General features: G+C 72.7%; 24 protein-coding genes. 16 read left to right on the forward strand and 8 right to left on the reverse strand.

Annotated features, from left to right (window positions below):
* Window positions 1-3: 3 nt before the first annotated feature.
* Window positions 4-941, reverse strand: a protein-coding gene (locus tag HNR57_RS15265) for an IS5 family transposase (RefSeq protein ID WP_221342560.1) whose coding sequence is annotated in 2 segments (ribosomal slippage) — window positions 4-536 and window positions 536-941 — 939 coding nt in all. Because the reading frame shifts where the segments join, the coding sequence is not laid out codon by codon here.
* Between HNR57_RS15265 and HNR57_RS15270 the strand changes: the two genes are divergently transcribed.
* Entirely contained in the window at window positions 930-1,559 is a 630-nt protein-coding gene (locus HNR57_RS15270) for a class I SAM-dependent methyltransferase (RefSeq protein ID WP_184560548.1), read from the forward strand. The two genes, HNR57_RS15265 and HNR57_RS15270, sit on opposite strands and share 12 nt — an antisense overlap.
* A gap of 109 nt (window positions 1,560-1,668) precedes the next feature.
* On the opposite strand, the gene HNR57_RS15275 is transcribed toward HNR57_RS15270, so the two are convergent.
* Both HNR57_RS15275 and HNR57_RS15280 read right to left on the reverse strand, forming a co-directional pair.
* A complete protein-coding gene (locus HNR57_RS15275) occupies window positions 1,669-2,592 on the reverse strand; it encodes an NAD-dependent epimerase/dehydratase family protein (protein WP_184560549.1) in 924 nt (307 codons plus the stop codon).
* The gene (locus tag HNR57_RS15280) at window positions 2,589-3,629 is read right to left on the reverse strand and encodes a ScbA/BarX family gamma-butyrolactone biosynthesis protein (protein ID WP_246554634.1); all 1,041 of its coding nucleotides are present in this window, start codon (window positions 3,627-3,629) and stop codon (window positions 2,589-2,591) included. Before HNR57_RS15280 ends, HNR57_RS15275 begins: the two co-directional genes overlap by 4 nt.
* 279 nt (window positions 3,630-3,908) lie before the next feature.
* Here HNR57_RS15280 and HNR57_RS15285 point away from each other — a divergent pair, with 279 nt between their 5' ends.
* From HNR57_RS15285 to HNR57_RS15300, 4 genes are all read left to right on the forward strand, one after another.
* Complete coding sequence (locus HNR57_RS15285; RefSeq protein WP_184560551.1) at window positions 3,909-4,589, forward strand: ScbR family autoregulator-binding transcription factor; 681 nt, start codon at window positions 3,909-3,911, stop codon at window positions 4,587-4,589.
* A gap of 136 nt (window positions 4,590-4,725) precedes the next feature.
* Window positions 4,726-6,165, forward strand: a complete 1,440-nt coding sequence (locus HNR57_RS15290; RefSeq protein WP_184560552.1) for a DUF2252 domain-containing protein — start codon at window positions 4,726-4,728, stop codon at window positions 6,163-6,165.
* 80 nt (window positions 6,166-6,245) lie between these two features.
* On the forward strand, window positions 6,246-7,085 hold the full coding sequence (locus tag HNR57_RS15295) for a hypothetical protein (protein ID WP_184560553.1): 840 nt from the start codon (window positions 6,246-6,248) through the stop codon (window positions 7,083-7,085).
* Between the two features lie 65 nt (window positions 7,086-7,150).
* Complete coding sequence (locus tag HNR57_RS15300) at window positions 7,151-7,480, forward strand: rhodanese-like domain-containing protein (protein ID WP_033309945.1); 330 nt, start codon at window positions 7,151-7,153, stop codon at window positions 7,478-7,480.
* 34 nt (window positions 7,481-7,514) lie between these two features.
* On the opposite strand, the gene HNR57_RS15305 is transcribed toward HNR57_RS15300, so the two are convergent.
* Window positions 7,515-8,648: an acyl-CoA dehydrogenase family protein gene (locus HNR57_RS15305; RefSeq protein ID WP_184560554.1), complete on the reverse strand. Its 1,134-nt coding sequence runs from the start codon at window positions 8,646-8,648 to the stop codon at window positions 7,515-7,517.
* 382 nt (window positions 8,649-9,030) lie between these two features.
* Here HNR57_RS15305 and HNR57_RS15310 point away from each other — a divergent pair, with 382 nt between their 5' ends.
* The 3 genes from HNR57_RS15310 to HNR57_RS15320 are packed head-to-tail and all read left to right on the forward strand — an operon-like array spanning window position 9,031 to window position 11,983.
* The gene (locus HNR57_RS15310) at window positions 9,031-10,011 is read left to right on the forward strand and encodes a DUF5819 family protein (RefSeq protein WP_184560555.1); all 981 of its coding nucleotides are present in this window, start codon (window positions 9,031-9,033) and stop codon (window positions 10,009-10,011) included.
* On the forward strand, window positions 10,008-11,219 hold the full coding sequence (locus tag HNR57_RS15315; RefSeq protein ID WP_184560556.1) for an HTTM domain-containing protein: 1,212 nt from the start codon (window positions 10,008-10,010) through the stop codon (window positions 11,217-11,219). Before HNR57_RS15310 ends, HNR57_RS15315 begins: the two co-directional genes overlap by 4 nt.
* Window positions 11,216-11,983, forward strand: coding sequence for a TrmH family RNA methyltransferase (locus tag HNR57_RS15320; RefSeq protein ID WP_184560557.1), 768 nt, complete (start codon window positions 11,216-11,218; stop codon window positions 11,981-11,983). Before HNR57_RS15315 ends, HNR57_RS15320 begins: the two co-directional genes overlap by 4 nt.
* A gap of 44 nt (window positions 11,984-12,027) precedes the next feature.
* On the opposite strand, the gene paaN is transcribed toward HNR57_RS15320, so the two are convergent.
* Window positions 12,028-13,719: a phenylacetic acid degradation protein PaaN gene (gene paaN, locus HNR57_RS15325; RefSeq protein ID WP_184560558.1), complete on the reverse strand. Its 1,692-nt coding sequence runs from the start codon at window positions 13,717-13,719 to the stop codon at window positions 12,028-12,030.
* A 160-nt stretch (window positions 13,720-13,879) separates the two neighbouring features.
* Here paaN and HNR57_RS15330 point away from each other — a divergent pair, with 160 nt between their 5' ends.
* Together HNR57_RS15330 and HNR57_RS15335 are read left to right on the forward strand one after the other, a co-directional pair.
* The gene (locus tag HNR57_RS15330; RefSeq protein ID WP_184560559.1) at window positions 13,880-15,403 is read left to right on the forward strand and encodes a 3-hydroxyacyl-CoA dehydrogenase; all 1,524 of its coding nucleotides are present in this window, start codon (window positions 13,880-13,882) and stop codon (window positions 15,401-15,403) included.
* Window positions 15,400-15,990 carry a TetR/AcrR family transcriptional regulator gene (locus HNR57_RS15335; RefSeq protein ID WP_184560560.1) on the forward strand — a complete coding sequence of 197 codons (591 nt, stop codon included), beginning with the start codon at window positions 15,400-15,402 and terminating at the stop codon, window positions 15,988-15,990. Before HNR57_RS15330 ends, HNR57_RS15335 begins: the two co-directional genes overlap by 4 nt.
* 8 nt (window positions 15,991-15,998) lie before the next feature.
* On the opposite strand, the gene HNR57_RS15340 is transcribed toward HNR57_RS15335, so the two are convergent.
* Entirely contained in the window at window positions 15,999-16,484 is a 486-nt protein-coding gene (locus tag HNR57_RS15340) for an Lrp/AsnC family transcriptional regulator (RefSeq protein WP_184560561.1), read from the reverse strand.
* A 190-nt stretch (window positions 16,485-16,674) separates the two neighbouring features.
* Here HNR57_RS15340 and pdhA point away from each other — a divergent pair, with 190 nt between their 5' ends.
* The 6 genes from pdhA to HNR57_RS15370 all read left to right on the forward strand — a co-directional run bounded on the left by pdhA (window position 16,675) and on the right by HNR57_RS15370 (window position 23,794).
* Complete coding sequence (gene pdhA, locus HNR57_RS15345; protein WP_184560562.1) at window positions 16,675-17,826, forward strand: pyruvate dehydrogenase (acetyl-transferring) E1 component subunit alpha; 1,152 nt, start codon at window positions 16,675-16,677, stop codon at window positions 17,824-17,826.
* Window positions 17,823-18,827, forward strand: coding sequence for an alpha-ketoacid dehydrogenase subunit beta (locus HNR57_RS15350; RefSeq protein ID WP_184560563.1), 1,005 nt, complete (start codon window positions 17,823-17,825; stop codon window positions 18,825-18,827). Before pdhA ends, HNR57_RS15350 begins: the two co-directional genes overlap by 4 nt.
* Window positions 18,827-20,233: a dihydrolipoamide acetyltransferase family protein gene (locus tag HNR57_RS15355; RefSeq protein WP_184560564.1), complete on the forward strand. Its 1,407-nt coding sequence runs from the start codon at window positions 18,827-18,829 to the stop codon at window positions 20,231-20,233. The genes HNR57_RS15350 and HNR57_RS15355 overlap by 1 nt, the downstream gene beginning before the upstream one ends.
* 86 nt (window positions 20,234-20,319) lie before the next feature.
* Window positions 20,320-21,303 carry an NTP transferase domain-containing protein gene (locus tag HNR57_RS15360; protein ID WP_184560565.1) on the forward strand — a complete coding sequence of 328 codons (984 nt, stop codon included), beginning with the start codon at window positions 20,320-20,322 and terminating at the stop codon, window positions 21,301-21,303.
* Window positions 21,300-22,688: a molybdopterin molybdotransferase MoeA gene (locus HNR57_RS15365; RefSeq protein ID WP_184560566.1), complete on the forward strand. Its 1,389-nt coding sequence runs from the start codon at window positions 21,300-21,302 to the stop codon at window positions 22,686-22,688. Before HNR57_RS15360 ends, HNR57_RS15365 begins: the two co-directional genes overlap by 4 nt.
* Window positions 22,685-23,794 (forward strand): potassium channel family protein, encoded by a 1,110-nt coding sequence (locus tag HNR57_RS15370; protein WP_184560567.1) that lies wholly within the window; start codon window positions 22,685-22,687, stop codon window positions 23,792-23,794. The genes HNR57_RS15365 and HNR57_RS15370 overlap by 4 nt, the downstream gene beginning before the upstream one ends.
* A 71-nt stretch (window positions 23,795-23,865) precedes the next feature.
* Here HNR57_RS15370 and HNR57_RS15375 read toward each other — a convergent pair whose 3' ends face one another.
* Window positions 23,866-24,714: an ABC transporter permease gene (locus tag HNR57_RS15375; protein ID WP_184560568.1), complete on the reverse strand. Its 849-nt coding sequence runs from the start codon at window positions 24,712-24,714 to the stop codon at window positions 23,866-23,868.
* Window positions 24,711-25,730 carry an efflux ABC transporter ATPase subunit, DrrA-related gene (locus HNR57_RS15380; protein WP_184560569.1) on the reverse strand — a complete coding sequence of 340 codons (1,020 nt, stop codon included), beginning with the start codon at window positions 25,728-25,730 and terminating at the stop codon, window positions 24,711-24,713. Before HNR57_RS15380 ends, HNR57_RS15375 begins: the two co-directional genes overlap by 4 nt.
* Window positions 25,731-25,771: the final 41 nt, after the last annotated feature.

Here is a 25,771-nt window from a genome sequence, read left to right on the forward strand (position 1 = left end):
TGATCACCTGGTCGATTCACGAAGCCAGAGAATCAGCGAGACCAGGATGACTCCGGCGCGGTAGCGAGTGGCGAGCTTGTCGAACCTGGTGGCGATCGCACGGAACTGCTTGAGACGGGAGAAGCATCGCTCGACCACGTTGCGGTCGCGGTAGACCTCTTTATCGAAGACGGGTGGGCGGCCGCCGAGGTTGCCGCGTCGACGGCGGTTGGCGATCTGGTCGCGGCGTTCGGGAATCGTGGCAGTGATGCCCCGACGCCGCAGCAGGTGGCGGATCGCCCGGCTGGAATAGGCCTTGTCGCCCAGCACCCGCGTCGGCGTCGTGCGCGGGCGGCCCGTGACGATGCGTGGGATGCAGATCTCGTCAAGGACCTGGGTGAACGCGGTGGCGTCGTTGACATTGCCGGGCGTGAGCACGCTCGACAATGGCAGGCCCCGGCCGTCGACGGCGAGGTGGACCTTGGTGGTCAGCCCGCCTCGGGAGCGACCAAGGGCCTGGCGTGCCTGTGAGCGGCCCGGATCTTCCAGATTGTCCCGGCCTGCTGCCCCCTTTTGCGTGCGCCGGCGGCGTGCTGATGGGCCCGGTTGATCGTGGAATCGACGGCGACTGTCCATTCCACCCGGTCCATCGCGTCGTCGCGGACCTGGACGTGCTCCAACAGTCTTGCCCAGGTGCCGTCCGCCTCCCAGCGGGCGAACCGCTCGTAAACGGTCTGCCACGGCCCGTACCGCTGGGGCAGGTCGCGCCAAGGAGCCCCAGTCCGCAGCCGCCACAACACACCATTGACCACCTGCCGGTGATCACGCCATGGACGGCCACGTCCGTCCGCCTGCGGCAGCAGGGGCTCTATCCGCTCCCACGCCGCGTCTGTCACCTCGCCTCGAGCTGCCACAAGATTGATTATCGGACCGGCTATAAGGTCCTCCCTGTGGCGAATCATCAGGACGAGACCAGGGCGGCCTACGACGGAGTCGTTGAGCTGTACGCATCGCTGTTCGCAGACCGGCTGGAGACGCAGCCGTTCGCCCGGGCCATGATCAGCACTTTCGCCGAACTGGTGCGCGCGACGGGCAACCTGCGGGCAGCGGACGTTGGATGCGGGCCCGGACATCTGACGGCCATGCTGCACGAATTGGGCCTGGACGCCTTCGGACTCGACCTGTCCCACGGCATGGTCGACCACGCTCGACGGGCCAACCCGGCGCTGCGCTTCCAGGAGGCGCGGATGGAGTCCTTGCCGATCGAGGACGGCGTGCTCGGCGGCGTACTGGCCCACTACTCAATGATCCACACCCCACCGGACGAACTGCCAGAGCTGCTCGCCGAGCAGGTCCGCGTCCTGGCGCCGGGTGGCGTGCTCCTGGTCTCCTTCTTCGGGACCGACGGACCGGAGCCGGTCCAGTTCGACCACAAGGTCGCACCTGCCTACAGCTGGCCGGCGGACCACCTCGCCGAACTGCTGACCGATGCCGGGCTCGTTCCTTTCGCTCGGCTGCTCCACGACCCGGCCTCCGAACGGGGCTTTCTCGACGCACACCTGCTGGCCCGCCGCCCATAGGTTCTGCCCGGCAAAAGGTGCGAGCTGGTCGGCGTGCCTCCGGACCGCCTACTCAATGGGCGCTCGCTGATTCGACAAGAATTGTCAGACAGGTCCTAGCAGGAGGAGGTCAGGAGACTTTCCGGCCGTCGAGGAACGCGCGGTACCAGGGCGCCGCGCGGGTGAACGCGGCCGCGAACCCCTCACCGGGCGAGCGGTCGAGGTCCTTCCAGAACGCGTCGTCCACGAACCAGTGGTCGACGGTGAGCATGCCGAGGTGATGGAGGGCGAGCGGTGACCCGGCGGCCCGGTCGAGGGCGGTCACGACGTCCACGGCCGCGCCGCCGCCGGGCTCCCCCAGTTCCCGGGACACGGCGGCCAGCAGGTCGGCGACCGCCACCGGCTCGGGGTGGTTGACGTGGTGCACACCGCCGCCGGGCGCGGGGGAGAGCGCGGCGGCCACCACGGCACGTCCCAGGGTGTCGACGTCGATCATGGACTGGAGCGCCTCGCAGCCGGTCAGGGTGGCGGACAGTTCCTTCATCAGCCACACCAACCCGGGGATCACCCAGCGGTCGCCCTCGCCGTACACGAGGTGCGGGCGCAGCACCAGGCCGCCCGCGTCGAGGACGTGCCGTTCGGCGGCGGCCCGGGTGCGGCTGGTGGGTGACGTGGGCGCGACCGGTACTTCCCCGGGGCGTACGCCGCGGAAGGGGCCCCGGCCGTGGACGGCGGCCGTACTGACGTACACGATCCGGTGCACTCCGGCGCGCACGGCCTCCTCGACCAGGGCACGGGTGCCGTGGTCGTTGACCGCCTGGACGGTCTCGGCGTCGCCGCCGACCCGCGTGGCGCAGTGCACCAGGACATCGGTGTCGGCGCAGGCCCCGCGCAGGGAGGGCGGGGCGCAGAGGTCGCCGTGGACGTACTCGGGGCCCTGTGGCGCGTGCCGGGACAACAGGCGTACGTGGACGCCGGGTTGCCGTTGTGCCGTGGCGGCGACCCGGCTACCGACGAAACCGCTCGCGCCCGTGATGAGGACCTTGACCGTCACGACGGGGACCGTACCGGCGCCGGGCGGGCGGAGGTCAGGCTGGCGGTGAAGACGGGCGCGCCGTCCTGCCGCCCCGAGACCCGTACGGTCACCTCCCCGGGGCGCTCGTCGACGACCTCGGTCTCGATCCGGCACGGGCTGTGCAGCTCCGCGTAGTGGGCGAACTCGGCCGTCAGGGTGCCCGGCAGGAAGGGGCGCACGCCGGACGCGGCGGTCGCGGCCTGGCGGGCCGCCTCGAACAGGACCATGCCGGGGACGTGGTCGTTGGGTCGCGGGAAGAGGACCGGGTGGCCGGTGTCGACGCGCAGGTTCCAGACGCCGGGGCGGTCGGCGGGGGCGAGGACGACGTCCTCGGCGCGGGCCCGTCCCGCGGACCGCGGGGCTATGCCCGCCAGGAGCGGAACCGGTGTGTCCAGGGCGTTCAACTTGCCTGCCCGCAGGCGGCGGTAGGCGCGCGGCGGGGTGCAGCCGGTGCTTCCGGTGCCGCGGGCGACCAACCGTCCGGCGCGGCGGAACTCCATCGTCGTCCGCATGCTGCGCAGCCCGCGGCCGCGACGGCGGATCTCGGAGCACACGACGTCGAACTCCACCGGCTCGGCGGCGTCCGCCAGCAGCAGCGCGTCCGGGTCGACGCGGACGGTCAGGTCCCACATGACGAAGTGGGTGTCGGCCGGGGCGCCGAACTCGGCGTGGGCCAGCACCATCGAGGCCTGCCGCAACGTTTCGCCCACGATCATCGGATCCTGGTGCCGGTCGTCGACGGGGCCGAAGAAGGGGTGGGCGGCCGGCCAGTGCGCGGTGAACCGGAAGCGGGTGTCGGAGATTCGGGTCCACCGGGCGGGGAAGACGTCCGTCTCGGTGGGGCGATGAGCGAGTTCCGTGGTGACGGCGGTGGTGTGCGAGTGGAGGGCGGGGCGGGCGGTGACGGGAGACGACGGCGCTGCGGGGTCGGCGGAGGGGGTCGCCGAGGACGCGGGTTCCTCGGCGGCGGTCGCAGCGGGCGCGGCTTCCTCGGCGGCGGGACTCGGGGGTGCCATGTCTCGGGGGAGGGCGTGGTGTGGCGGGTTCTCGACGGTCGTAGCGGTTCCGTTTGCCGGACGGCCCCCGCGTCCGGTCTGATCCTCCGTGAGTGCGCTTAAAGGCCCTGTCTGCGGCATGAGAACCCCCAGGATCGGCTGCCTGGCCGCGATCGACGCTTGACTAAGATACGGACGAGCCGGTTTTTTTCAAAGGGTGAGCCAAGCTGCCGGTACAGGCCCTCGCGCCCTCGCCACACAGCGACTTCACAGGGATCGACCAAGCTCAGGAGGCACCCGATGGCGCGACAGGAGCGCGCGATCCGCACCCGGCGGACCATCCTGGAGGCGGCGGCGGCCGTCTTCGACGAACGCGGCTACACCTCGGCGACCATCGGCGAGATCCTGGACCGGGCAGGCGTCACCAAAGGCGCGCTGTACTTCCACTTCGGCTCCAAGGAGGAGCTGGCGGTGGGGGTGTTCGAGGAGCAGCTCGCGATCGCGCTCCCGCCGCAGTCCAGCAAGCTCCAGGAACTCGTCGACTCCGGACTGGTGATGGCTCGCCGGCTGCGGTCCGAACCGCTGGTGCGGGCCAGTGTGGGGCTCGCTCTCGACCAGGGGGCCATGGACCTCGACCGCACCCCGGCCTTCCGGATGTGGATCGACCAGAACACGCAGTTGCTGACCGAGGCGAAGGCCCGCGGCGAGCTGCTGCAGCACGTCGACGTGGCGGAGACGGCGGAGCTGCTCGTCGGCAGCTTCTCCGGGGTGCAGCTGCTGTCCCAGCTGCGCTGCCAGCGGCAGGATCTGGAGCGCCGCGTCGTCGTGCTGTTCGAGCACTTCCTGCCCAGCATCACCGTGCCCGCGGTGCTGGCCCGGCTCGACATCTCCGTGGACCGGGCCGAGCGGCTGCTGGCGCAGGTGCGTCTGGAGGAGGAAGCGGCCGTGGCCGTGGAGGCCTCGGTGCCCTCGGGGGCGTAGCGCGCCACCACGGCACGGGCCCGGCACGGATTGTCCACAGCTGTGGACTTGTCCACAGGGTCTGACGCGTTTCGGCCGCCGGTTGTACGGTCGGCACGAGGTTGATGTTCGTGCGCGTGCGGGGGAGGCGGTCGGGATGACCAAAGCCGGTGCTCAGGACGAGAGCGGGGCCACGGCGAGGGACGGGGCGCAGCGCCGGCTGCCCAAGGTGCGTGGCTTCGCCGAGTGGCCCGCCGAGGGCTCGCCCAAGGACGAGGGCAAGGCCCTGCGCAAGCAGATCCCGCGCAGCGCACACGCCACGCTCGACCTGGACGCGCACCGGCCCGACGCGGTGAGCGCCGTCGAGGAGTCCGGCCGCGGTCGGCTGCCCGAGCTGGCCCCCATCCGGGTCGGCCGCATGACCGCCACCCCGTTCGCGTTCATGCGCGGCTCGGCGGGCCTCATGGCGTACGACCTGGCGCGCACGCCCATGACCAGGATCCGGGCCCAGCTGTGCGGCGACGCCCACGCGGCCAATTTCGGCCTGTACGGCGACGCCCGCGGCGGCCTGGTCATCGACCTGAACGACTTCGACGAAACGGTGCCCGGCCCCTGGGAGTGGGACCTCAAGCGTCTCGTGGCCTCCCTGGTGCTCGCGGGCCGGGTGGCGGGCGCCGACGAGGACCAGTGCCGCAAGGCGGCGTACGACGCGGCGGGCGCCTACCGCAGGACCATGCGGCTCCTGGCCAGGCTCCCGGTGCTGGACGCGTGGAACGCCATCGCGGACGAGGAGCTCGTCTCCCACACGGACGCCCACGATCTGCTCGGCACGCTGGAGCGGGTCTCCGAGAAGGCCCGCCACAACACCAGCGGCCGCTTCGCGGCCAAGTCGACCGAGACCACCGAAGACGGCGGGCGCCGCTTCGTCGACGCCCCGCCGGTGCTGCGGCGGGTCCCGGACGCCGAGGCCGCGGCGGTCGCGGCGTCCCTGGAGGAGTACGTCGGCACCCTGCAGGAGGACCGCCTGCCGTTGCTCGCCCGGTACGCGGTGCAGGACGTGGCCTTCCGCGTCGTCGGCACGGGCAGTGTCGGTACCCGGTCCTTCGTCGTACTGCTCCTGGACCACCGGGGCGAGCCGCTGGTGCTCCAGGTGAAGGAGGCGCGGGCGTCGGCGCTGGTGCCGCATCTGCTGACGGCCGGATTCGAGAAGCCGGAGCCCGGCCACGAGGGGCGGCGGGTCGTGATGGGCCAGAAGCGGATGCAGGTCGTGAGCGACAACCTGCTGGGCTGGACGACGGTCGACGGCCTGCCCTTCCAGGTCCGCCAGTTCCGCAACCGCAAGGGCAGCGTCGACCCGGCCGCACTGGCCGCCGACCAGATGGACGACTACGGCCGCATGACCGGTGCGCTCCTGGCCCGCGCCCACGCGCACAGCGCCGATCCGCGGCTCATCGCCGGGTACTGCGGGAAGAACGAGGAGCTGGACGAGGCGATGGCGGACTTCGCCGTGGCCTACGCCGACCGGACCGAGGCCGATCACGCGGAGCTGGTGGCCGGGGTGCGGGCGGGGAAGGTCGCGGCGGAGGTGGGGGTGTAGAGCCTGCGGGATCTCGGGTGTGGTGGCCGGCCTGCCCTTCGGGGAGGGGGCGGGGCCGGGCCGTCACCTAGGCTGGTCGGGTGACGACCCCGGAAGCTGAGCAGGATGGCGGCGACGCCGCGCGGCCCGAGGCGCGGCTGGAGCGGGCCGTGCGGGCCGCCGAGCAGGCGTTGATCGAGTACGAGATCGCGGTGGAGACCTTCCGCGTCGAGGTCGAGAACTTCTCCCGGCTGCACGAACAGAAGCTCGGCCCGCTCTACGCCCGGCTGGAGGAGCTGGACGCCCGGATCCTGGAGGCCAGAGCCGCCCGCAGCGGTGACCCCGCGGACCGGCAGCGGGCGGAGGAGGCCAGGGCGCGGCTCGCTCCCATCCCCGGTGTCGAGGATCTGCTGCACGGCTGGATGGACGGCAGCGGTCTGTTCCCGGAGGCCTCGGCGATGCTCACGGACCAGCCGGTCCGGCCCCCGCAGCGGGTCCGCCCCAGCGAGGAGGCCCGCAAGCTCTACCGCGACCTCGCCCGCAAGGCCCACCCGGACCTGGCGCAGGAGGAGAAGGAACGCGCGCGGCGCGAGGAGTTCATCACGCGGGTCAACGCCGCCTACGCCCGGGGCGACGAGGCCGAGCTGCGTGAACTCGCCGAGGAGTGGGCCAGGGGACCCGAGCTCAAGCAGGGCCCGAGCCGCGCCGAGGAGCTCTACGCCCGGCTCGAATGGCTCGCCCAGCGCAAGGAGCTGCTCGGTCTGCTCGCCAGGGAACTGGAGGACAGCGCCATCGGCCACATGCTCCAGCTGGCCCCGGACGACCCGGACCGGCTCCTGGACGAGATCGGGCAGGGGCTGCTCGCCCAGGTCGCCGAGCGGGAGACGGAGCTGGCCGCGCTGCTGGGCGAGGGAGATGGCCAGGGCGAGGACCAGGCCTGAGCCGTGCCCCGGCCGGCGTCCGGTGCGGTTCCGGTAGCGTCGGACGCATGAGTTTTGGAGCTGGTGTGCCCACGGTTGCGGTCGCGGACCTCAAGGACGGCGACTTCCTGCTGGACGTCCGGGAGGACGACGAGTGGAAGGCCGGACACGCCGAAGGGGCGCTGCACATCCCCATCAGCGAGTTCGTGGCCCGCTACGGCGAGCTGACCGAGGCCGCCCCGCAGGACGGCCGGGTCCACGTGATCTGCCGCTCCGGAGGCAGGTCCGCCCAGGTCACGATGTACCTGGCCCAGCAGGGCATCGACGCCGTGAACGTCGACGGCGGCATGCAGGTGTGGGAGGCGGCGGGCCGTCCCGTCGTGACGGACGACGGGCAGCAGGGGTTCGTCCTCTAGTTCCGCCCGGACCCGCTGGACCCGCCCGTTCCCGTCAGGACAGCGGGTGGGCCGCCAGGAGGTCGCCCAGGGCCTCTTCGTGTGCGGAGGCCGGGCCGAGTGACAGTTCCAGGTGCTTGGCCCAGGCGTGGTAGCGGTGCAGGGGGTAGTCGACGTCGGCGCCGAACCCGCCGTGCAGGTGCTGCGCGGTCTGCACGACCCGGCGTACGCCCTCCGATGCCCAGATCTTCGCGACGGCCACGTCCCCGGTGGCGGGCAGCGGGCCCGGCGCCCGGGAGGCGATCCGCCACGCGGCCTGCCACAGCGTGGCCTCCATCGCGCGCAGGTCGATGTAGCGGTCGGCGGCCTGCACGGCGACGGCTTGGAAGGTCGCGATCGGGAACCCGAACTGCTCCCGCTTGCCCGTGTAGTCCCCGGTCATCCGCAGCACGCGTTCCCCGAGGCCGAGCGCCAGCGCACACGTCCCGGTGGCCAGCAGATCCCGCAGCCACTCCCACGCCCCGTCGGCGTCGATCACGTCCCGGGCGGCGAGCCGTGCCGACTCCAGCCGCAGCTCGCCGAGCCGCTCGCCGCTGGTGGAGAACTGCTCGGCGAGAACGGTTCCCTCGTGGCCGCGCGGCACCAGGGCCAGTACGGTCCGGCCGGTCCCGGTGTGCGCGGGGACGAGGATGACGTCCGCGTCGTGGGCCCACGGCACCGCCGTCTGCACCCCGTCCAGCACCCAGGCCCCGTCGTCCTGCCGGCTGGTCACGGCCTGCTCGGCCGGGTCGTGGCCGGTGCGGCCGTGCGCGGCGACGGTCAGCACGGTCTCGCCCCGGCCGGCCCGGGCGAGCAGGTCCGCCTTGGCCTCTTCACCGCCGTAGGCCTGGACGGCCGCCGCTGCCGCGCTGCTCTCCAGCAGGGGCACCCTGGCCAGGACCCGCGCCGACTCCCGCAGCACCAGGCAGAGCGCGACGGCGTCCAGGCCGGCCCCGCCGTACCGGGTGTCGAGCAGGAGGCTCAGCAGGTCCGCGTCGGCGAGTGTGGCCCACAGGGCCCGGTCGTAGGTCTCGGCGACGGCGCCCGGGGTGAGGGCCGGGCTGGGTACGGCGTCGGGCGCGACCCCGGCGAACACGCCCCTCGCCGCCTCGGCCGCCGCCTGCTGCTCCTCGCTGAAGGTGAAGTCCACGGTGGCTGTCCTTCCGGCGATCCCGTTGAGCTGACGGGGCGTCAAGATAGAACAGGTTCTAGAAAAAGGGAATGGGTGTACGGGCGGGCGCCGTAGGGTGTCCCTCCCGTGGGACGACCGGCCGGGGCGCCCTGTGGATAACCTGCGGGGGTCTCCTGTGGACCAGGGGGACCGTGGTCTCGGGAGGTCGCGCTCGCCGTACGGTCGGCCTCCGCGGTGTGGCGACGGCCACGGCGGGAGCGGCGGACAGGGGCTGTGCCGGGGTGGGTGTCCTGAGTACCGTGCCCGTGCCGACGCCGCGCCTCGCCGCGCGGGCGGTACGACGCCCTCGCGGCCGGCCGGGCGGACGGAACGACGGACCGGGATCGTGGAACGGGGCGGAATGGACGCGAACGACGAGGGCTCGGACGCCCGGCACGACCCGGACGCGCCCAGCCGGCCGGCCCCGCCCGGGGAGCCGGGCGCACGGGTGGAGTCCCCCGATCCTGACGCCCCGACCGGGTCCCCCGATCCCGGCATGCGATCCGAGCCGGCCGGACCGTCCGGGCCGGCTGAGGCTGTCGGGCCGACTGAGCTTGTAGGGCCGCCCGAGCCGGCCGGTTCGCCCCGGTCGGCCGGTTCGCCCTGGCCGGCGGTGCGGTCACGGCCGTCGGAGCCGGTCGGGTCGCCCTGGCCGGCCGAGCCCTACCCGCCCGGCGAACCCCGTACCGGCGTCGCCGCGCTCTCCCTCCGTTACCGGATCGGGGTCGCCCTGGCGCTGGCGGTCGTCGCCGTCGGGGTGTGTGTGCATCTGGGGATGACCTTCCTGCACGTCGCTCCGGCCAACACGGTCACCAAGGCGCACGGCAAGGCCGTGGACGACTGGATCTATCCGGAGTTCGAGCAGAACTGGAAGCTCTTCGCGCCGAACCCGCTGCAGCAGAACATCTCGATCCAGGTCCGCGCCGGGATCCGGGGGCCGGACGGCATGACGGTGACCACCGGCTGGTACGACCTGTCCGCCGAGGACGGCCGCGCCATCGACGGCAACCTGCTGCCCAGCCACACCCAGCAGAACGAACTGCGCCGCGCCTGGGACTTCTACGTCGCGACGCACGACGGGGAGAACCGCCCGGTGGGCCTGCGCGGCTCGCTCTCGGAGTCGTATCTGCGCCGGATCATGGTGCTGCGCCTCGACCGTGACGACGCGGTACGGGCCGCGACCGGGGGTGCCGGTGTCATCGAGCGGGTGCAGGTGCGCTCCCGGACCAGCAACGTGCCGCCGCCCGAGTGGAGCCGGGAGAAAGTCTCCATGACGCCGTCGTACCGGGAGCTGCCGTGGTGGAAGGTCCCGCAGGACGAGGCCGCGGGAGGCGTGCGGTGAACCGCTTCTCGCTGGCCGTCTCGGGCGGTATCGCCCGTGTCACCGAGGCCGCCCTGGGCCCTTACCAGACGGCCGTCGTCCGTATCGGCTTCAGCGCCACCTGGCTGCTGTTCCTGCTCCGCGAGCTTCCCCACCGCCACGAGCTGTACGGTCCCGACGGCCCCTGGAGCTGGGATCTCGCCCAGCAGCTGATCGCGTCCAACGGTTCCTTCACCACGCTGATGTGGTCGGACGGCCGGGTCTGGTTCGAGGTCGTCTACGCGCTCGCCGTCCTCTCCAGCGCCCTGCTGATGCTGGGCTGGCGCACCCGCACCATGTCGGTGCTGTTCATGGTCGGCGTGCTGTCGCTGCAGAACCGCAGCGTCTTCATGGGCGACGGCGGCGACAACGTGCTGCACCTGATGTCGATCTACCTGGTGTTCACGCGGTGTGCCCAGGTGTGGTCGCTGGACGCCCGGCGGGCGGTGCGGGACCGGGCGGCGCGGGCGCGGGGCGAGCGGGTCACGGACCGGACGGGACCGGCCCTGTGGGGCGTGCTCGGGCTCGTGCTGGCCGCCGTCACCCTGGTCGGCCGCATGGAGGGCGACCGGCTGATACCCGCACTGCTGTGGACGGTGTGGGTGGCGCAGGGCCTGTGGTGGCTGGTCGGGCAGCGCGCCCGGACCGGTGAGCCGCGGATCATGCTGGACGTGATCGCCAACGTCGTGCACAACGGCGCCCTGCTCGTGATCATGGCCGAGGCGTGCCTGATCTACGCGACGGCCGGCTGGTACAAGGTGCAGGGCTCCCGCTGGCAGGACGGCACCGCCGTCTACTACCCGCTCCACCTGGAGTACTTCTCGCCCTGGCCGGCGCTCGCCGATCTGCTCTCCGCCAGCGGCACGATGGTGATGCTGGTGACCTACGGGACGGTCCTGGTGCAGGTCGCCTTCCCGTTCACCCTGTTCAACCGGCGGGTGAAGAACGTTCTGCTGGCGGTGATGATGACCGAGCACGCCGTGATCGCCGTGGTCCTCGGTCTGCCGTTCTTCTCGCTGGCGATGATCGCGGCGGACGCGGTGTTCCTGCCGACGGGCTTCCTGCGCCGCCTGGGCGGCCGGGCGGCACGCGCGCGGGACCGGCTCGCGCGCCGGGGCGGGCGTGCGTCCCTGCCCGGGCAGCGCACCCAGGAGAACCCCGAGGCCGAACACGTAGGCTCCGGGGCATGACCGACCCCGCGACCCTCTGGCACCGGCTCGCCGGCGACACCGTCCTGCTCGACGGGTTCCACGCCCTCAAGCACGCGCTGCGCTTCGGCGCCGAGGTGCCGGTGGCGGTCACCGCGGACCGGGCGGCCGCGCTCGCCCTCGCCGGCGAACTGGCCCCGGACGTACGGGACGCGCTGGCCGGGCTGCTGACGGAGGTGCCGTACGAGACGTACACGTCGTTCGTGCCCCGCCCGCACCCCACGGCGGTGGCGGCGCTGGCGGTACGGCCCTCCCGCGCCTCCAGCCTCGCGAAGCTGGCCCGCACGCCCCGTTCGGCCCCGGTCGTCGTCCTCGACAACCCGCGCAACCTGGGCAACGCGGGAGCGGTGATCCGACTGGCCGCCGGTTTCGGGGCGACCGGTGTGGTGACGACCGGGACGCTCGACCCCTGGCACCCGACGGTCGTGCGCGGCGGGGCGGGTCTGCACTTCGCGACGACGGTGGAGCCGCTGACCGCCGGTGAACTGCCGCCGGGCCCGCTGTTCGCCCTGGACCCGGAGGGCGACGACATCCGGGGCGTCAAGCTCCCGGACGACGCCGTCCTCGCGTTCGGCTCCGAGCGCACCGGCCTGTCGGCGGAACTCCGCGCCCGCGCGGACCACTTGCTGTCCCTGCCGATGCGCCCTCAGGTCTCCAGCTACAACCTCGCGACCAGTGTCGCGATGACCCTGTACCACTGGAGCTGCGGTGCGCCCCTTCAGGGGCGCGGGGAACTGCGCGGGTAACCACAACCGGCCGGTACCCGCGCGTCACGCGAACCCCCGAGCTCTCAGGCGTCCCGCCGCACCTCGACCACCCGGAACCGGTTGGCCACGAACGCCCCGTCACACAGCGCCGCGCTGGCCGCCGGATTGCCGCCGGACCCGTGGAAGTCGGAGAAGGCGGCCGTCTGGTTCACGTACACCCCGCCCGTGAGGTTCAGCGACAGCTGCGCCGCCTCCTCCAGGCAGACCTCCTGCACGGCCTGCTCGACCTCGGGGTCGGTCGTGTACGCCCCGACGGTCATCGCGCCCTTCTCGCGGACGGTCCGCCGCAGCAGCTCCGCGGCGTCCTCGGCGGAGTCGACCGCCACGGCGAAGGACACCGGCCCGAAGCACTCGCTCATGTACGCGGCCTCGTCGTCCGGCTTGGCACCGTCCAGCTTGACGATGACCGGTGTGCGGACGACCGCCCCCGGGAAGTCCGGGTTGGTGATCTCGCGGGAGGCCAGCGCGACCTCGCCCAGCCCCGCCGCGGCTTCCAGCCGGGCCTTCACGTCCGGGTTGACGATCGCGCCCAGCAGCGCGTTCGCCCGGGCGTCGTCGCCCAGCAGGCCGTCCACCGACTTGGCGAGGTCGGCGACCACCTCGTCGTAGGACTTGGGGCCCTGGTCCGTGGTGATGCCCTCGCGGGGGACCAGCAGGTTCTGCGGGGTCGTGCACATCTGGCCGCTGTACAGGGACAGCGAGAACGCCAGGTTGGAGAGCATGCCCTTGTAGTCGGACGTGGAGTGGACGACGACCGTGTTGACGCCGGCCTTCTCCGTGTAGACCTGCGCCTGGCGGGCGTTGGCCTCCAGCCAGTCGCCGAACTCGGTCGAGCCCGTGTAGTCGATGATCCGGATCTCCGGGCGCAGGGCGAGCGTCTTGGCGATGCCCTCGCCGGGCCGCTCGGCGGCCAGCGCCACCAGGTTCGGGTCGAAGCCGGCCTCGGTGAGCACCTCGCGCGCGACCTGCACGGTGAGCGCGAGCGGCAGCACCGCGCGCGGGTGGGGCTTGACCAGGACCGCGTTGCCGGTGGCGAGGGAGGCGAACAGGCCCGGGTAGCCGTTCCACGTCGGGAAGGTGTTGCAGCCGATCATCAGGGCGATGCCGCGCGGGACGGGCGTGAACTGCTTGTTCATCGCGAGCGGGTCGCGCTTGCCCTGGGGCTTGGTCCACTCGGCGTTGTCGGGCGTGCGCACCTGCTCCACGTACGCGTACGCCACGGCCTCCAGGCCGCGGTCCTGCGCGTGCGGCCCGCCCGCCTGGAACGCCATCATGAATGCCTGGCCGGAGGTGTGCATGACCGCGTGCGCGAACTCGTGCGTCCGGTCGCTGATGCGCTTGAGGATCTCCAGGCAGACCACCGCGCGCTGCTCCGCGCCCGCGTCCCGCCAGGCCCGCTGCCCGGCCTTCATGGCGGGCAGCAGCACGTCGAGGTCCGCGTGCGGGTACGTCACGCCGAGGTCGACGCCGTAGGGGGACGTCTCGCCGCCCACCCAGTCGTCCGTGCCCGGCTGGCCGAGGTCGAGGCGGGAGCCGAGCAGCGCGTCGAAGGCGGCCTTGCCCGCCGCCGCGTCCAGGCTGCCGTTCTCCCCGTAGGCCTTGGGGTGCTCGGGGTGCGGGGACCAGTACGCGCGTGTGCGGATCGCTTCCAGCGCCTGGTCGAGGGTGGACCGGTGCCGGGCGATCAGCTCGTGCGCCGAGAGTGCGGCGGTCATGGGTGACCAACTCCTCGTCTCAAGAACTCCTCGTCGAGTTCATGACCTGGGCAGAAACCTGGGCAGGAACACTCGGACAGAGCTAGAGTAACCGAACGATCGGTCGGTTCAAGGGGGTCCGCCGCATCTGTGGAAAACCCCGTGCGGGAGGATCGCGCACATGACAGCACTCGACCTCAGCAGCCCCGTGGCCGTCGTCGGCACCGGCACCATGGGCCAGGGGATCGCCCAGGTCGCGCTGGTCGCGGGCCATCCCGTACGGCTGTACGACACCGTCCCCGGGCGGGCCCGGAAGGCGGCCGAGGCGATCGGTACCCGGCTGGACCGGCTCGTCGAGAAGGACCGGCTCACCGGCCCCGACCGGGACGCCGCCCTCGCCCGGCTGCTGCCCGCGGAGAGCCTCGCCGAGCTCGCCGACTGCGCCCTGGTCGTCGAGGCGGTCCTGGAGCGGCTGGACGTCAAACAGGAGCTGTTCCGCGACCTGGAGGGCATCGTCTCCGACGACTGCCTGCTCGCCACCAACACCTCGTCGCTGTCCGTCACCGCCATCGGCGGCGCCCTGCGCGCCCCCGGCCGCTTCGTCGGCCTGCACTTCTTCAACCCCGCGCCGCTGCTGCCGCTGGTCGAGGTCGTCTCCGGGTTCGCCACCGACGTCACGTACGCCACGCGCGCGTACGAGACGGCCCGGGCCTGGGGCAAGACGCCGGTCGCGTGCGCGGACACCCCCGGCTTCATCGTCAACCGCATCGCCCGGCCCTTCTACGCCGAGGCCTTCGCGGTCTACGAGGCCCAGGGTGCCGACCCGGCCACCATCGACGCCGTGCTGCGCGAGTCGGGCGGCTTCCGGATGGGCGCGTTCGAGCTGACCGACCTGATCGGCCAGGACGTCAACGAGTCCGTCACGCAGTCGGTCTGGCGGTCCTTCTTCCAGGACGTGCGCTTCACGCCGTCCCTCGCCCAGCGGCGCCTGGTCGAGTCCGGGCGGCTGGGCCGCAAGACCGGCCACGGCTGGTACGACCACGGCGACGGGGCGGAGCGCCCCGAGCCGGACACCGCCGAGCGGCGGGAGCCGCCCGCGTACGTCGTCGTCGAGGGCGACCTGGGCCCGGCCGCCGAGCTGCTCGCGCTGATCCGCGAGGCGGGCATCCCGGTCCGCGACGAGGACGTCGACGAGGAACAGGGGGCGTGTCTGCTGCTCCCGAGCGGCGGCCGGCTCCTCCTCGCCGACGGGCAGACCGCCGTGGAGTTCCCGGACCTCGTCTACTTCGACCTCGCCCTGGACTACCGCCGGGCCACCCGCATCGCCCTGTCCGCCTCCCAGGACACCTCCGCGCAGACCCTCGCCGAGGCCACCGGCCTCTTCCAGGCGCTCGGCAAGCAGGTCAGCTTCATCGGCGACGTGCCCGGCATGATCGTCGCCCGCACGGTCGCGCGGATCATCGACCTGGCGTACGACGCGGTCGCCAAGGGCGTGGCCACCGAGGAGGACATCGACACCGCGATGCGCCTCGGCGTCAACTATCCCCTGGGCCCTTTCGAGTGGAGCCGCCGCCTCGGCCGCACCTGGGCCTACGTGCTCCTGGACGACCTGCACCGGCGCGACCCCTCGGGCCGCTATGCGCCGTCCCTGGCGCTGTACCGCCACGCCCACGCCCCCGACTCGCGGGAAGGCACCGCCTCATGACCACCGCCAAGCGCGACACCTACACCCCGGACACGCTGCTGTCCGTCGCCGTCCAGGTGTTCAACGAGCGTGGCTACGACGGCACCTCCATGGAGCACCTCTCCAAGGCGGCCGGCATCTCCAAGTCGTCGATCTACCACCACGTGGCCGGCAAGGAGGAGCTGCTGCGCCGGGCGGTGAGCCGGGCCCTGGACGGGCTCTTCGGGATCCTCGACGAGGAGCACGCGCGCGTGGGGCGGGCCGCCGACCGCCTGGAGTACGTCGTCCGGCGCATGGTCGAGGTGCTCATCACCGAACTGCCCTATGTGACCCTCCTGCTGCGGGTGCGGGGCAACACCGACACCGAGCGGTGGGCCCTGGAGCGGCGCCGCGACTTCGACCACCGCGTCGCCGACCTGCTCAAGGCCGCCGCGGCGGACGGGGACGTGCGCGCCGACATAGAGGTCCGGCTGGTGACCCGGCTGGTCTTCGGCATGATCAACTCGATCGTCGAGTGGTACCGGCCGGACGGCCGCGGCATGAACGAGCGCGAGGTGGCCGACGCGGTGGTGCAAGTGGCCTTCTCAGGGCTGCGCGAAGCCGCCTGACGGGGACCTCACCCCTGCGGCTCCAGGTCCTCCTCCTCGAACACCAGCAGTGTGCGCGTGCTGAGCACCTGCGGGATCGCCTGGAGCCGGGTCAGCACCAGCTCGCGCAGCGCCCGGTTGTCGGACACGTGCACCAGCAGCAGCACGTCGAAGTCGCCGCCCACCAGGGCGATGTGGGAGGCACCGGGCAGCTGTCTGAGCTCCTCGCGGACCGTGCGCCAGGAGTTCTGCACGATCTTCAGCGTGATGTACGCGGACGTGCCCTGCCCCGCCCGCTGGTGGTCGACGCGTGCGCCGAAGCCGCGGATCACGCCGTCCTCGACGAGCCGGTTGATGCGGGCGTAGGCGTTCGCGCGCGAGACGTGGACCCGGTCGGCGACGGACCTTATCGAGGCGCGGCCGTCCGCCTGGAGCATGCGCAGGATGTCCTGATCTATGGCGTCCAGAGGTCGCGGCGGCGGGAGCACGCCGCCGTCGTCCTGTCGCTCGGCCATTTGTTCAGATGCCACCTGCGCCGACCTCCCTACCATGGACGTACTGCGTCCATCTCAGGCTGTGGAGAACCGTTTGTCCACAGCCTGAGGCCACCCATAGCCAAATTGTGCCGTCGACCGAACAATCGGTAGGTGAGGCGGGTCACAGCCGACGCGTCTCTTCGAGCCGCTCCCACGAGGAGGTGCCGTCATGACGGTCATGGAGCAGCGGGGCGCGTACAAGCCGACCCCGCCGCCCGCCTGGCAGCCCCGGACGGATCCCGCGCCGTTGCTGCCCGACGCCGAGCCGTACCGCGTCCTCGGCACCGAGGCGGCCACGAAGGCCGACCCCGAGCTGCTGAGGACGCTGTACGCGCAGCTGGTGAAGGGCCGCCGCTACAACGCGCAGGCCACCGCCCTCACCAAGCAGGGCCGTCTCGCGGTCTACCCCTCCACCACCGGCCAGGAGGCCTGCGAGGTCGCCGCCGCGCTGGTGCTGAAGGAGCAGGACTGGCTCTTCCCCAGCTACCGCGACACCCTCGCCGTGGTCGCCCGGGGCGTGGACCCGGTCGAGGCGCTCACGCTGCTGCGCGGCGACTGGCACACCGGGTACGACCCCTACGAGCACCGGGTCGCCCCCCTGTGCACCCCGCTCGCCACCCAGCTGCCGCACGCCGTCGGTCTCGCGCACGCCGCCCGCCTCAAGGGCGACGACGTGGTCGCGCTGGCCATGGTCGGCGACGGCGGCACCAGCGAGGGCGACTTCCACGAGGCGCTGAACTTCGCCGCCGTCTGGCAGGCGCCGGTCGTCTTCCTCGTGCAGAACAACGGCTTCGCGATCTCCGTCCCGCTCGCCAAGCAGACCGCGGCCCCGTCGCTGGCCCACAAGGCCGTCGGCTACGGCATGCCCGGCCGCCTGGTCGACGGCAACGACGCCGCGGCGGTCCACGAGGTGCTCTCCGACGCCGTACGCCACGCCCGCGCGGGCGGCGGCCCCACCCTCGTCGAGGCGATCACCTACCGCGTCGACGCCCACACCAACGCCGACGACGCGACCCGCTACCGCGGCGACGCCGAGGTCGAGACCTGGCGCGAACACGACCCGATCCAGCTCCTGGAGCGCGAGCTGACCGGACGCGGCCTGCTCGACGAGGCCGGCATCGAGGCCGCCCGCCAGGACGCCGAGACCATGGCCGCGGCCCTGCGCGAGCACATGAACCAGGACCCGTCCCTCGACCCCATGGACCTCTTCACCCACGTCTACGCCGAGCCCACCGGGCAACTGCGCGAGCAGCGGGACCAGCTGCGGGCCGAGCTGGAGGCCGAGGCCGACACCGAGCCGGAAGGCGGCACGCACCGATGACCACCGTCGCCGTCAAGCCGGCCACCATGGCACAGGCCCTCACGCGCGCCCTGCGCGACGCCATGGCCGCCGACCCCGCCGTGCACGTCATGGGCGAGGACGTCGGCACCCTCGGCGGCGTCTTCCGCGTCACCGACGGACTCGCCAAGGAGTTCGGCGAGGACCGCTGCACGGACACCCCGCTCGCCGAGGCGGGCATCCTCGGCACCGCCGTCGGCATGGCCATGTACGGCCTGCGCCCGGTCGTCGAGATGCAGTTCGACGCGTTCGCCTACCCGGCGTTCGAGCAGCTCATCTCGCACGTGGCCCGGACCCGCAACCGCACCCGCGGCAAGATGCCCCTGCCGATCACCATCCGCGTCCCCTACGGCGGCGGCATCGGCGGCGTCGAGCACCACAGCGACTCCTCCGAGGCGTACTACATGGCGACTCCGGGGCTCCATGTCGTCACGCCCGCCACGGTCGCCGACGCCTACGGGCTGCTGCGCGCCGCCATCGCCTCCGACGACCCGGTCGTGGTCCTGGAGCCGAAGCGGCTGTACTGGTCGAAGGACTCCTGGAACCCCGACGAGCCGACGCCCGTTGAACCCATCGGCCGCGCGGTGGTGCGGCGCTCCGGCCGGAGCGCCACGCTCATCACGTACGGGCCGTCCGTGCCCGTCTGCATGGAGGCGGCCGAGGCGGCCCGGGCCGAGGGCTGGGACCTCGAAGTCGTCGATCTGCGCTCCCTGGTGCCGTTCGACGACGAGACGGTGTGCGCCTCGGTACGGCGGACGGGCCGCGCGGTCGTCGTCCACGAGTCGGGTTCCTTCGGCGGCCCGGGCGGGGAGATCGCGGCCCGGGTCACGGAGCGCTGCTTCCACCACCTGGAGGCGCCGGTGCTGCGCGTGGCCGGGTTCGACATCCCGTACCCGCCGCCGATGCTGGAGCGCCACCACCTGCCCGGCGTGGACCGGATCCTGGACGCCGTGGGGCGCCTGCAGTGGGAGGCCGAGAGCTGATGGCACAGGTGCTGGAGTTCAAGCTGCCCGACCTCGGGGAGGGGCTCACCGAGGCGGAAATCGTACGGTGGCTCGTCGAGGTCGGCGACGTGGTCGCGATCGACCAGCCGGTCGTCGAGGTCGAGACGGCCAAGGCGATGGTCGAGGTGCCGTGCCCCTACGGCGGCGTGGTCACGGCCCGCTTCGGCGAGGAGGGCACGGAACTGCCCGTCGGAGCACCGCTGATCACGGTGGCGGTGGGAGAGAAGCCCGCCGCCGGCACCGGCGGCACCGGTTCCGAGGGCTCGGGCAACGTCCTGGTCGGCTACGGCACCTCCGAGGCGCCCGCGCGGCGCCGCCGGGTCCGGCAGGAGCGGCCGGGGTCCGGCGCGTCCGCGGCAGCCGGGCGGGCCGGTGCCGCGGGGGCGGTGAGCGGACGGGCCGATGCCGCCGCCCCGGCAACGGTGAACGGGCAGGCGGGCGGCCTGGCGACGGAGGACGGACCCGTCCCCGTGATCTCGCCCCTGGTGCGCAGGCTGGCCCGGCAGAACGGCCTTGACCTGCGGGAGCTGACCGGGTCGGGCCCCGACGGGCTGATCCTGCGGGCGGACGTGGAGTACGCCCTGCGCGCCGCCGGCCGGGGGGCCGCGGCGGCTCCGGCGGCCGAGCCGCACCCGCGCGTGCCGCAGGCGCCGAGCCCGGCGCTCGTGCCGGGGTCCTCGGTGACAACGGCCCCCGCGGAGATCCGCACCCCGCTCAAGGGCATCCGGGGCGCCGTCGCCGACAAGCTGGCGCGCAGTCGCCGCGAGATCCCGGACGCCACCTGCTGGGTGGACGCCGACGCCACGGAGCTGATGCGGGCCCGCGCGGCCATGAACGCGGCCAGCGGACCGAAGATCTCCCTCCTCGCCCTGCTGGCCCGGATCTGCACCGCGGCCCTCGCCCGCTTCCCCGAGCTCAACTCCACGGTCGACGCCGAGGCCAGGGAGGTCGTCCGGTTCGGGCACGTTCACCTGGGCTTCGCGGCGCAGACCGACCGGGGCCTGGTCGTCCCGGTCGTACGGGACGCGCACGCGCGCGACGCCGAGTCGCTGACCGCCGAGTTCGCCCGGCTGACCGAGGCGGGCCGGACGGGGACGCTGACGCCGGGCGAACTCACCGGCGGCACGTTCACGCTGAACAACTACGGTGTCTTCGGCGTCGACGGCTCCACCCCGATCATCAACCACCCCGAGGCCGCCATGCTCGGCGTCGGCCGCATCGTCCCCAAGCCGTGGGTGCACGACGGCGAGCTCGCGGTGCGGCAGGTCGTCCAGCTCTCGCTCACCTTCGACCACCGGGTGTGCGACGGCGGCGTGGCGGGCGGCTTCCTGCGGTACGTCGCGGACTGTGTGGAACAGCCCGCCGTGCTGCTGCGGACGCTGTGATTCCTGTTCCTCGTCCGAGCCGGCGTTCGTGATCGCGTCGCTTCCCCCGCGTTCCGTGTGATCGCGGGGGCACGCATACTCGGGGGGTGACCGCCTACCAGCCCCCTGGTGAACCCGGCGCCGCCACCGGCCCCGCACACGGGTCCGGCCCCGCCCGGTACGACGCCGTCGTGCTCGCCGGCGGTGCCGCCCGGCGCCTCGGCGGCACCGACAAACCCGGCGTGCGGGTGGGCGGGCGGCCCCTGCTCGACCGGGTGCTCGCGGCCTGCGCCGGCGCTCGCACCACCGTCGTCGTCGCCGCGCCCCGCCCGACCGCACGGCCCGTGACCTGGGCCCGCGAGGAGCCGCCCGGCGGCGGACCGCTCGCCGCGCTGGACGCCGGGCTCCACCACACCACGGCCGAGCACGTCGTGGTGCTCTCCGCCGACCTGCCGTTCCTCCACGAGACGACCGTGGACCGCATGCTGGGCGCGTTGCGGACGAGCGGCCGCGACGGCGTGCTGCTGACCGACCCCGGCGGCCGCGACCAGCCACTCGTGGCCGCATACCGCGCGCCGCGGCTGCGCGAGGAACTCGCGCTCCTCGCCGGCCGGCACGGCGCCCTCGCCGGCCTGCCCCTGCGGCGCCTCACCGCCGAACTGGATCTCACCCGCATCTCCGACCCCGTCGCGTCCTTCGACTGCGACACCTGGGACGACATCGCCACCGCCAGGGCACGTATCAGGGAGCATGGGCACGTGTTGGATGAATGGATTTCCGCCGTCAAGGACGAACTGGGGATCGACCTCGATGTCGACACCCGCGGCCTGCTCGACCTCGCCCGCGACGCCGCCCACGGTGTGGCCCGGCCCGCGGCGCCGCTGACCACCTTCCTCGTCGGCTACGCGGCCGCGCAGGCCGGTGGCGGCCCCGAGGCCGTCGCCGAGGCCGCCCGCAAAGCTGTGGCCCTCGCCGCCCGCTGGGCGCAGGAGAGCACCTCGGAGGACCGGCCCTCCGCCGACGAGCAGCAGGCCCCCCAGGGTGACGTCGCCCCCGACGCCACCCCCGACACCCGCCCGGACGCCGGATGACCCCGCACGGCGCCCGTGCCGGTGAGGACGCCGAGGACCTCGACGTCGAGGAGGTGCTCGCCCTCGTGAAGAACAGCAACGGCAGCCACCTGCCCGACCCCGCGGCACGAGGCGGGACGGACAGCGCCCGCGCCTCCCACCAGCCGGATCCCTCCGCCCGGCCCGACACCCGCCACCGCGCCACTGCCTGGCCCGAGGCCCGGGCCCTCGCGGAACGCGCCGGCCGCCATGCCACCCGGGCCGCCCGCCGGGCCACCGTCTCCGTGCCCCTCGACACCGCCCTCGGCCTGACCCTCGCCGCCCCGCTCGACGCCCTCACCGACCTGCCCTCCTTCGACACCTCGGCGATGGACGGCTGGGCGGTCTGCGGCCCCGCTCCCTGGCACGTACGGGACGAGGGCGTCCTCGCCGGGCACGCCGCCCCCGTGTCCCTCACCGACGGCGAGGCCGTGCGGATCGCCACCGGCGCCCGCGTCCCCCCGGACACCACCGCCGTCCTGCGCAGCGAGCACGGCCGCACCGACGCAAAGGGCCGCCTGTACGCGACCAGGGACGTCGTCCCCGGCCAGGACATCCGCCCGCGCGGCCAGGAGTGCCGCACCGGCGACCAGCTCCTCGCCGCCGGCACCCTCGTCACCCCGGCCGTCCTCGGGCTCGCGGCGGCGGCCGGATACGACACCGTCACCGCCGTCCCCCGGGCCCGCGCCGAAGTCCTCGTCCTCGGTGACGAGTTGCTCACCCAGGGCCTGCCGCGCGACGGCCTGATCCGGGACGCGCTCGGCCCCATGCTGCCGCCGTGGCTGCGGGCGCTCGGCGCCGAGGTCAGCGCCGTCCGGCGCATCCGCGACGACGCCGACGCCCTGCACGAGGCCGTCACCGCCTGCGACGCCGACGTCATCCTCACCACCGGCGGCACCGCGGCGGGCCCCGTCGACCACGTCCACCCCACGCTGCGCAGGATCGGCGCCGAACTCCTCGTCGACGGCGTCATGGTGCGCCCGGGCCACCCCATGCTGCTGGCCCGCACCACGGAGACCCAGCACCTCGTCGGCCTGCCGGGCAATCCGCTCGCCGCCGTCTCCGGCCTGCTGACGCTCGCCGAGCCGCTGCTGCGGATCCTCGCGGCCCGCCCGGCCCCGGAGCCGTACACGCTGCCGCTCCGGGACGCCGTGCACGGGCACCCGCACGACACCCGTCTCGTCCCCGTCGTCCTGCGCGGCGACGAGTGCGTGCCGCTGCACTACAACGGCCCCGCCATGCTGCGCGGCATCGCGGCGGCCGACGCACTGGCCGTCGTACCGCCCGGCGGCGCACGTTCGGGGCAGGAGGCGGAACTGCTCGACCTCCCCTGGGCGTCCGGAGGAATCGGGGTGTGTTTCACGTGAAACTTCCGGGCCAGGACGCGATCGCCCGCCAGGCCGACGAGCATCTGGTGACCCATCGGGTGAAACTCCCGAGGAAGGTGGTGGAGCACCCGTTCCGCCAGGTCGCCAAGCGGCTCTCCATCGCCCTGCTGGTGCTCGTCGTGACCGCGCTGATCGTCTACGCCGACCGGGACGGCTACAACGACAACGCGGGCGGTGGCGTCGACCTTCTCGACGCCTTCTACTACGCGACCGTCACACTCTCCACCACCGGCTACGGTGACATCGCGCCGGCCAGCGACGCCGCTCGGCTCACCAACATCCTCCTCATCACGCCCCTGCGCGTGCTGTTCCTGATCATCCTGGTCGGCACCACCCTCGAAGCCCTCACCGAACGCACCCGGGAGGAGTGGCGACTGACCCGCTGGAGGTCCACGTTGCGCGATCACACCGTTGTCATCGGCTTCGGCACGAAGGGCAGGTCGGCGATCCGGACCGTCTGCGCGACGGGCCTGAGGAAGGAGCAGGTCGTCGTGGTCGACCCCAGTTCCAAGGTGGTCGACGCCGCGACCGCCGAGGGCTACGCGGGCATCGTCGGGGACGCGACCCGCAGCGAAGTGCTCAAGCAGGCCGAGGTGCACAAGGCGCGTCAGATCATCATCGCGACCCAGCGCGACGACACAGCGGTCCTGGTGACGCTGACGGCCCGGCAGCTCAACCGCGGGGCGAAGATCGTGGCGGCGGTGCGGGAGGAGGAGAACGCGCCGTTGCTCAAGCAGTCCGGGGCCGACGCGGTCATCACCAGCGCCAGCGCCGCCGGCCGGCTGCTCGGCCTCTCCGTCCTGAGCCCCTCCGCGGGCATGGTGCTGGAGGACCTCATCCAGCAGGGCAGCGGCCTCGACCTCGTCGAACGGCCGGTCGTCAAGGCCGAGGTGGGCAAGACGCCGCGGGAGGTCGCCGACCTGGTCGTGAGCGTCATACGCGGTCACCGGGTCCTCGGCTACGACGATCCGGCCGTCGGGAGACTGGAGCTGACCGACCGGCTCATCACGATCGTGCGGAAGACCCCGGCCACCCAGGTCGCGCCCGACATCCGGCCGATGCCCCCGATGCCCCGCAACAACTGAGAACCGGGCAGAAACACGCCGGCCGCCGCGCACCACCCGGTGCGGGACGGCCGGCGAGGCGCTTCAATGCGCTACTTCCGGTTGTACAGCCGCATCGTGACCGGCCCGAAGACCAGCACGAACAGCCCGGCCCAGCCCAGCGACCAGGCGACCTCGTCGGCCGGCCAGTCGCCGCCCATCAGACCGCGCACCGCCGACGCCAGATGGGTGATGGGGCTGTTGTTCACGAACGCCTGCAGCCAGCCCGGCATCGTCTTCGGGTCCACGAACACGTTGGACAGGAAGGTGAGCGGGAAGATCACCATCATGCTGACGCCCATTACCGACTTCTCGGTGCGCAGCATCAGCCCGAACATCGTCCAGATCCACGAGAAGGAGAACGAGAAGGCCACCAGCAGGGCGATCCCGGCGAGCACACCGGCCACTCCGCCGTCCGGCCGGTAGCCGAGGATCATGCCGACGGTGAGCATCACGATCGACGCGATCGTGTACCGCAGGGCGTCACCGAGGAGATAGCCGACCATCGTCGACGGCCGCCAGATCGGCAGGCTGCGGAACCGGTCGAACACGCCCTTCTCGATGTCGGTGTTCACGGAGACGCCCGTGTACATCGTGATCATCACGACCGACATCACGAGGATGCCCGGCAGCAGGAACTGGATGTACTCCTTCGGCGAGCCGGCCAGCGCCCCGCCGAACAGGTACGTGTACATCAGCACCATCATGATCGGGAACGCCGTGACGTCGAAGAGCTGCTCCGGCACGTGCTTGATCTTGAGCATCGCCCGCCAGCCGAAGGTCATCGAGGCCGACCACGCGCTGGGCCGCGACGGCCGCTCCTTGGAGACGAGCAGCGCGGCGAGGGACTCGGCACTGACCGGGGCGAGCTCTTTGCTCTCGGTGGTCGTCGCGGTGCTCATGCCGCCACCTCGTCCTTCGGGTTGTCGGAGCGGTCGGAGGACTCGTGCGTGTCGTGCCCGGTGAGGGCGAGGAACACCTCGTCGAGGCTGGGCTGGCCCAGCGAGAAGTTGTCGACGGTGATCCCGGCCCGGGCCAGCTCGCCCAGGGCGCGGGAGGCCTGCTCGGCGGCGGAGTCGTCGCCGGCCGCCGTGGCGAGGCGGGCGGTGAGGGCCACCGGGTCGGGCTCCGGCTGCACCTGCGCGTCGAGGGCGCGGCGCAGCAGGCCGGCCGCGAGATCGCGCTGCCCGGGATCGCGCAGGCGCAGATGGACGGATCCGGCGCCGACGGACGACTTCAGCTCGCCCTTGGTGCCCTCGGCGATCACCTTGCCGCGGTCGATAACGGCGATCCGGGACGCCAGCTGGTCGGCCTCGTCCAGATACTGCGTGGTCAGCAGGACGGTGGTGCCCTGCGCGACCACGGCCCGCACGATGTCCCAGACCTGGTTGCGGCTGCGCGGGTCCAGGCCGGTCGTCGGCTCGTCGAGGAAGAGCAGGTCGGGGGTGTTGAGGATGGACGCGGCGATGTCGATGCGGCGCCGCATGCCGCCGGAGTAGTGCTTGACCTGCTTGGCGGCCGCCTCCGAGAGCCCGAAGGCCTCCAGGAGCTGGCCGGCGCGTTCGCGGGCGGACTTCTTGTGGTGTCCGAGGAGCCGGCCGAGCAGGACCAGGTTCTCGGTGCCGGTGAGGTCCTCGTCGACCGACGCGTACTGGCCGGTGAGGCTCACCCGGCCGCGTACCTCGTCCGCCTCGCGGACGACGTCGTGGCCGAAGACGTGCGCCTCGCCGCCGTCCGGCCGCAGGAGTGTGGCGAGCATCTTCACGGTGGTGGTCTTGCCGGCGCCGTTCGGGCCGAGGACGCCGTAGACCGTGCCCGCGGGCACGGCCAGGTCGACTCCGTCGACGGCTCTCGTCTCGCCGAACGTTTTCACCAGGCCCGCGGTCTCGATCGCCAGGCCGGACTTCTGCGTGCTCATGCTTCGGGTCCTTCCGCGTGCTTGGGCTACGCATGGGGAGA

It is taken from the genome of Streptomyces paradoxus, from assembly GCF_014202475.1.
Classification (GTDB): domain Bacteria; phylum Actinomycetota; class Actinomycetes; order Streptomycetales; family Streptomycetaceae; genus Streptomyces; species Streptomyces paradoxus.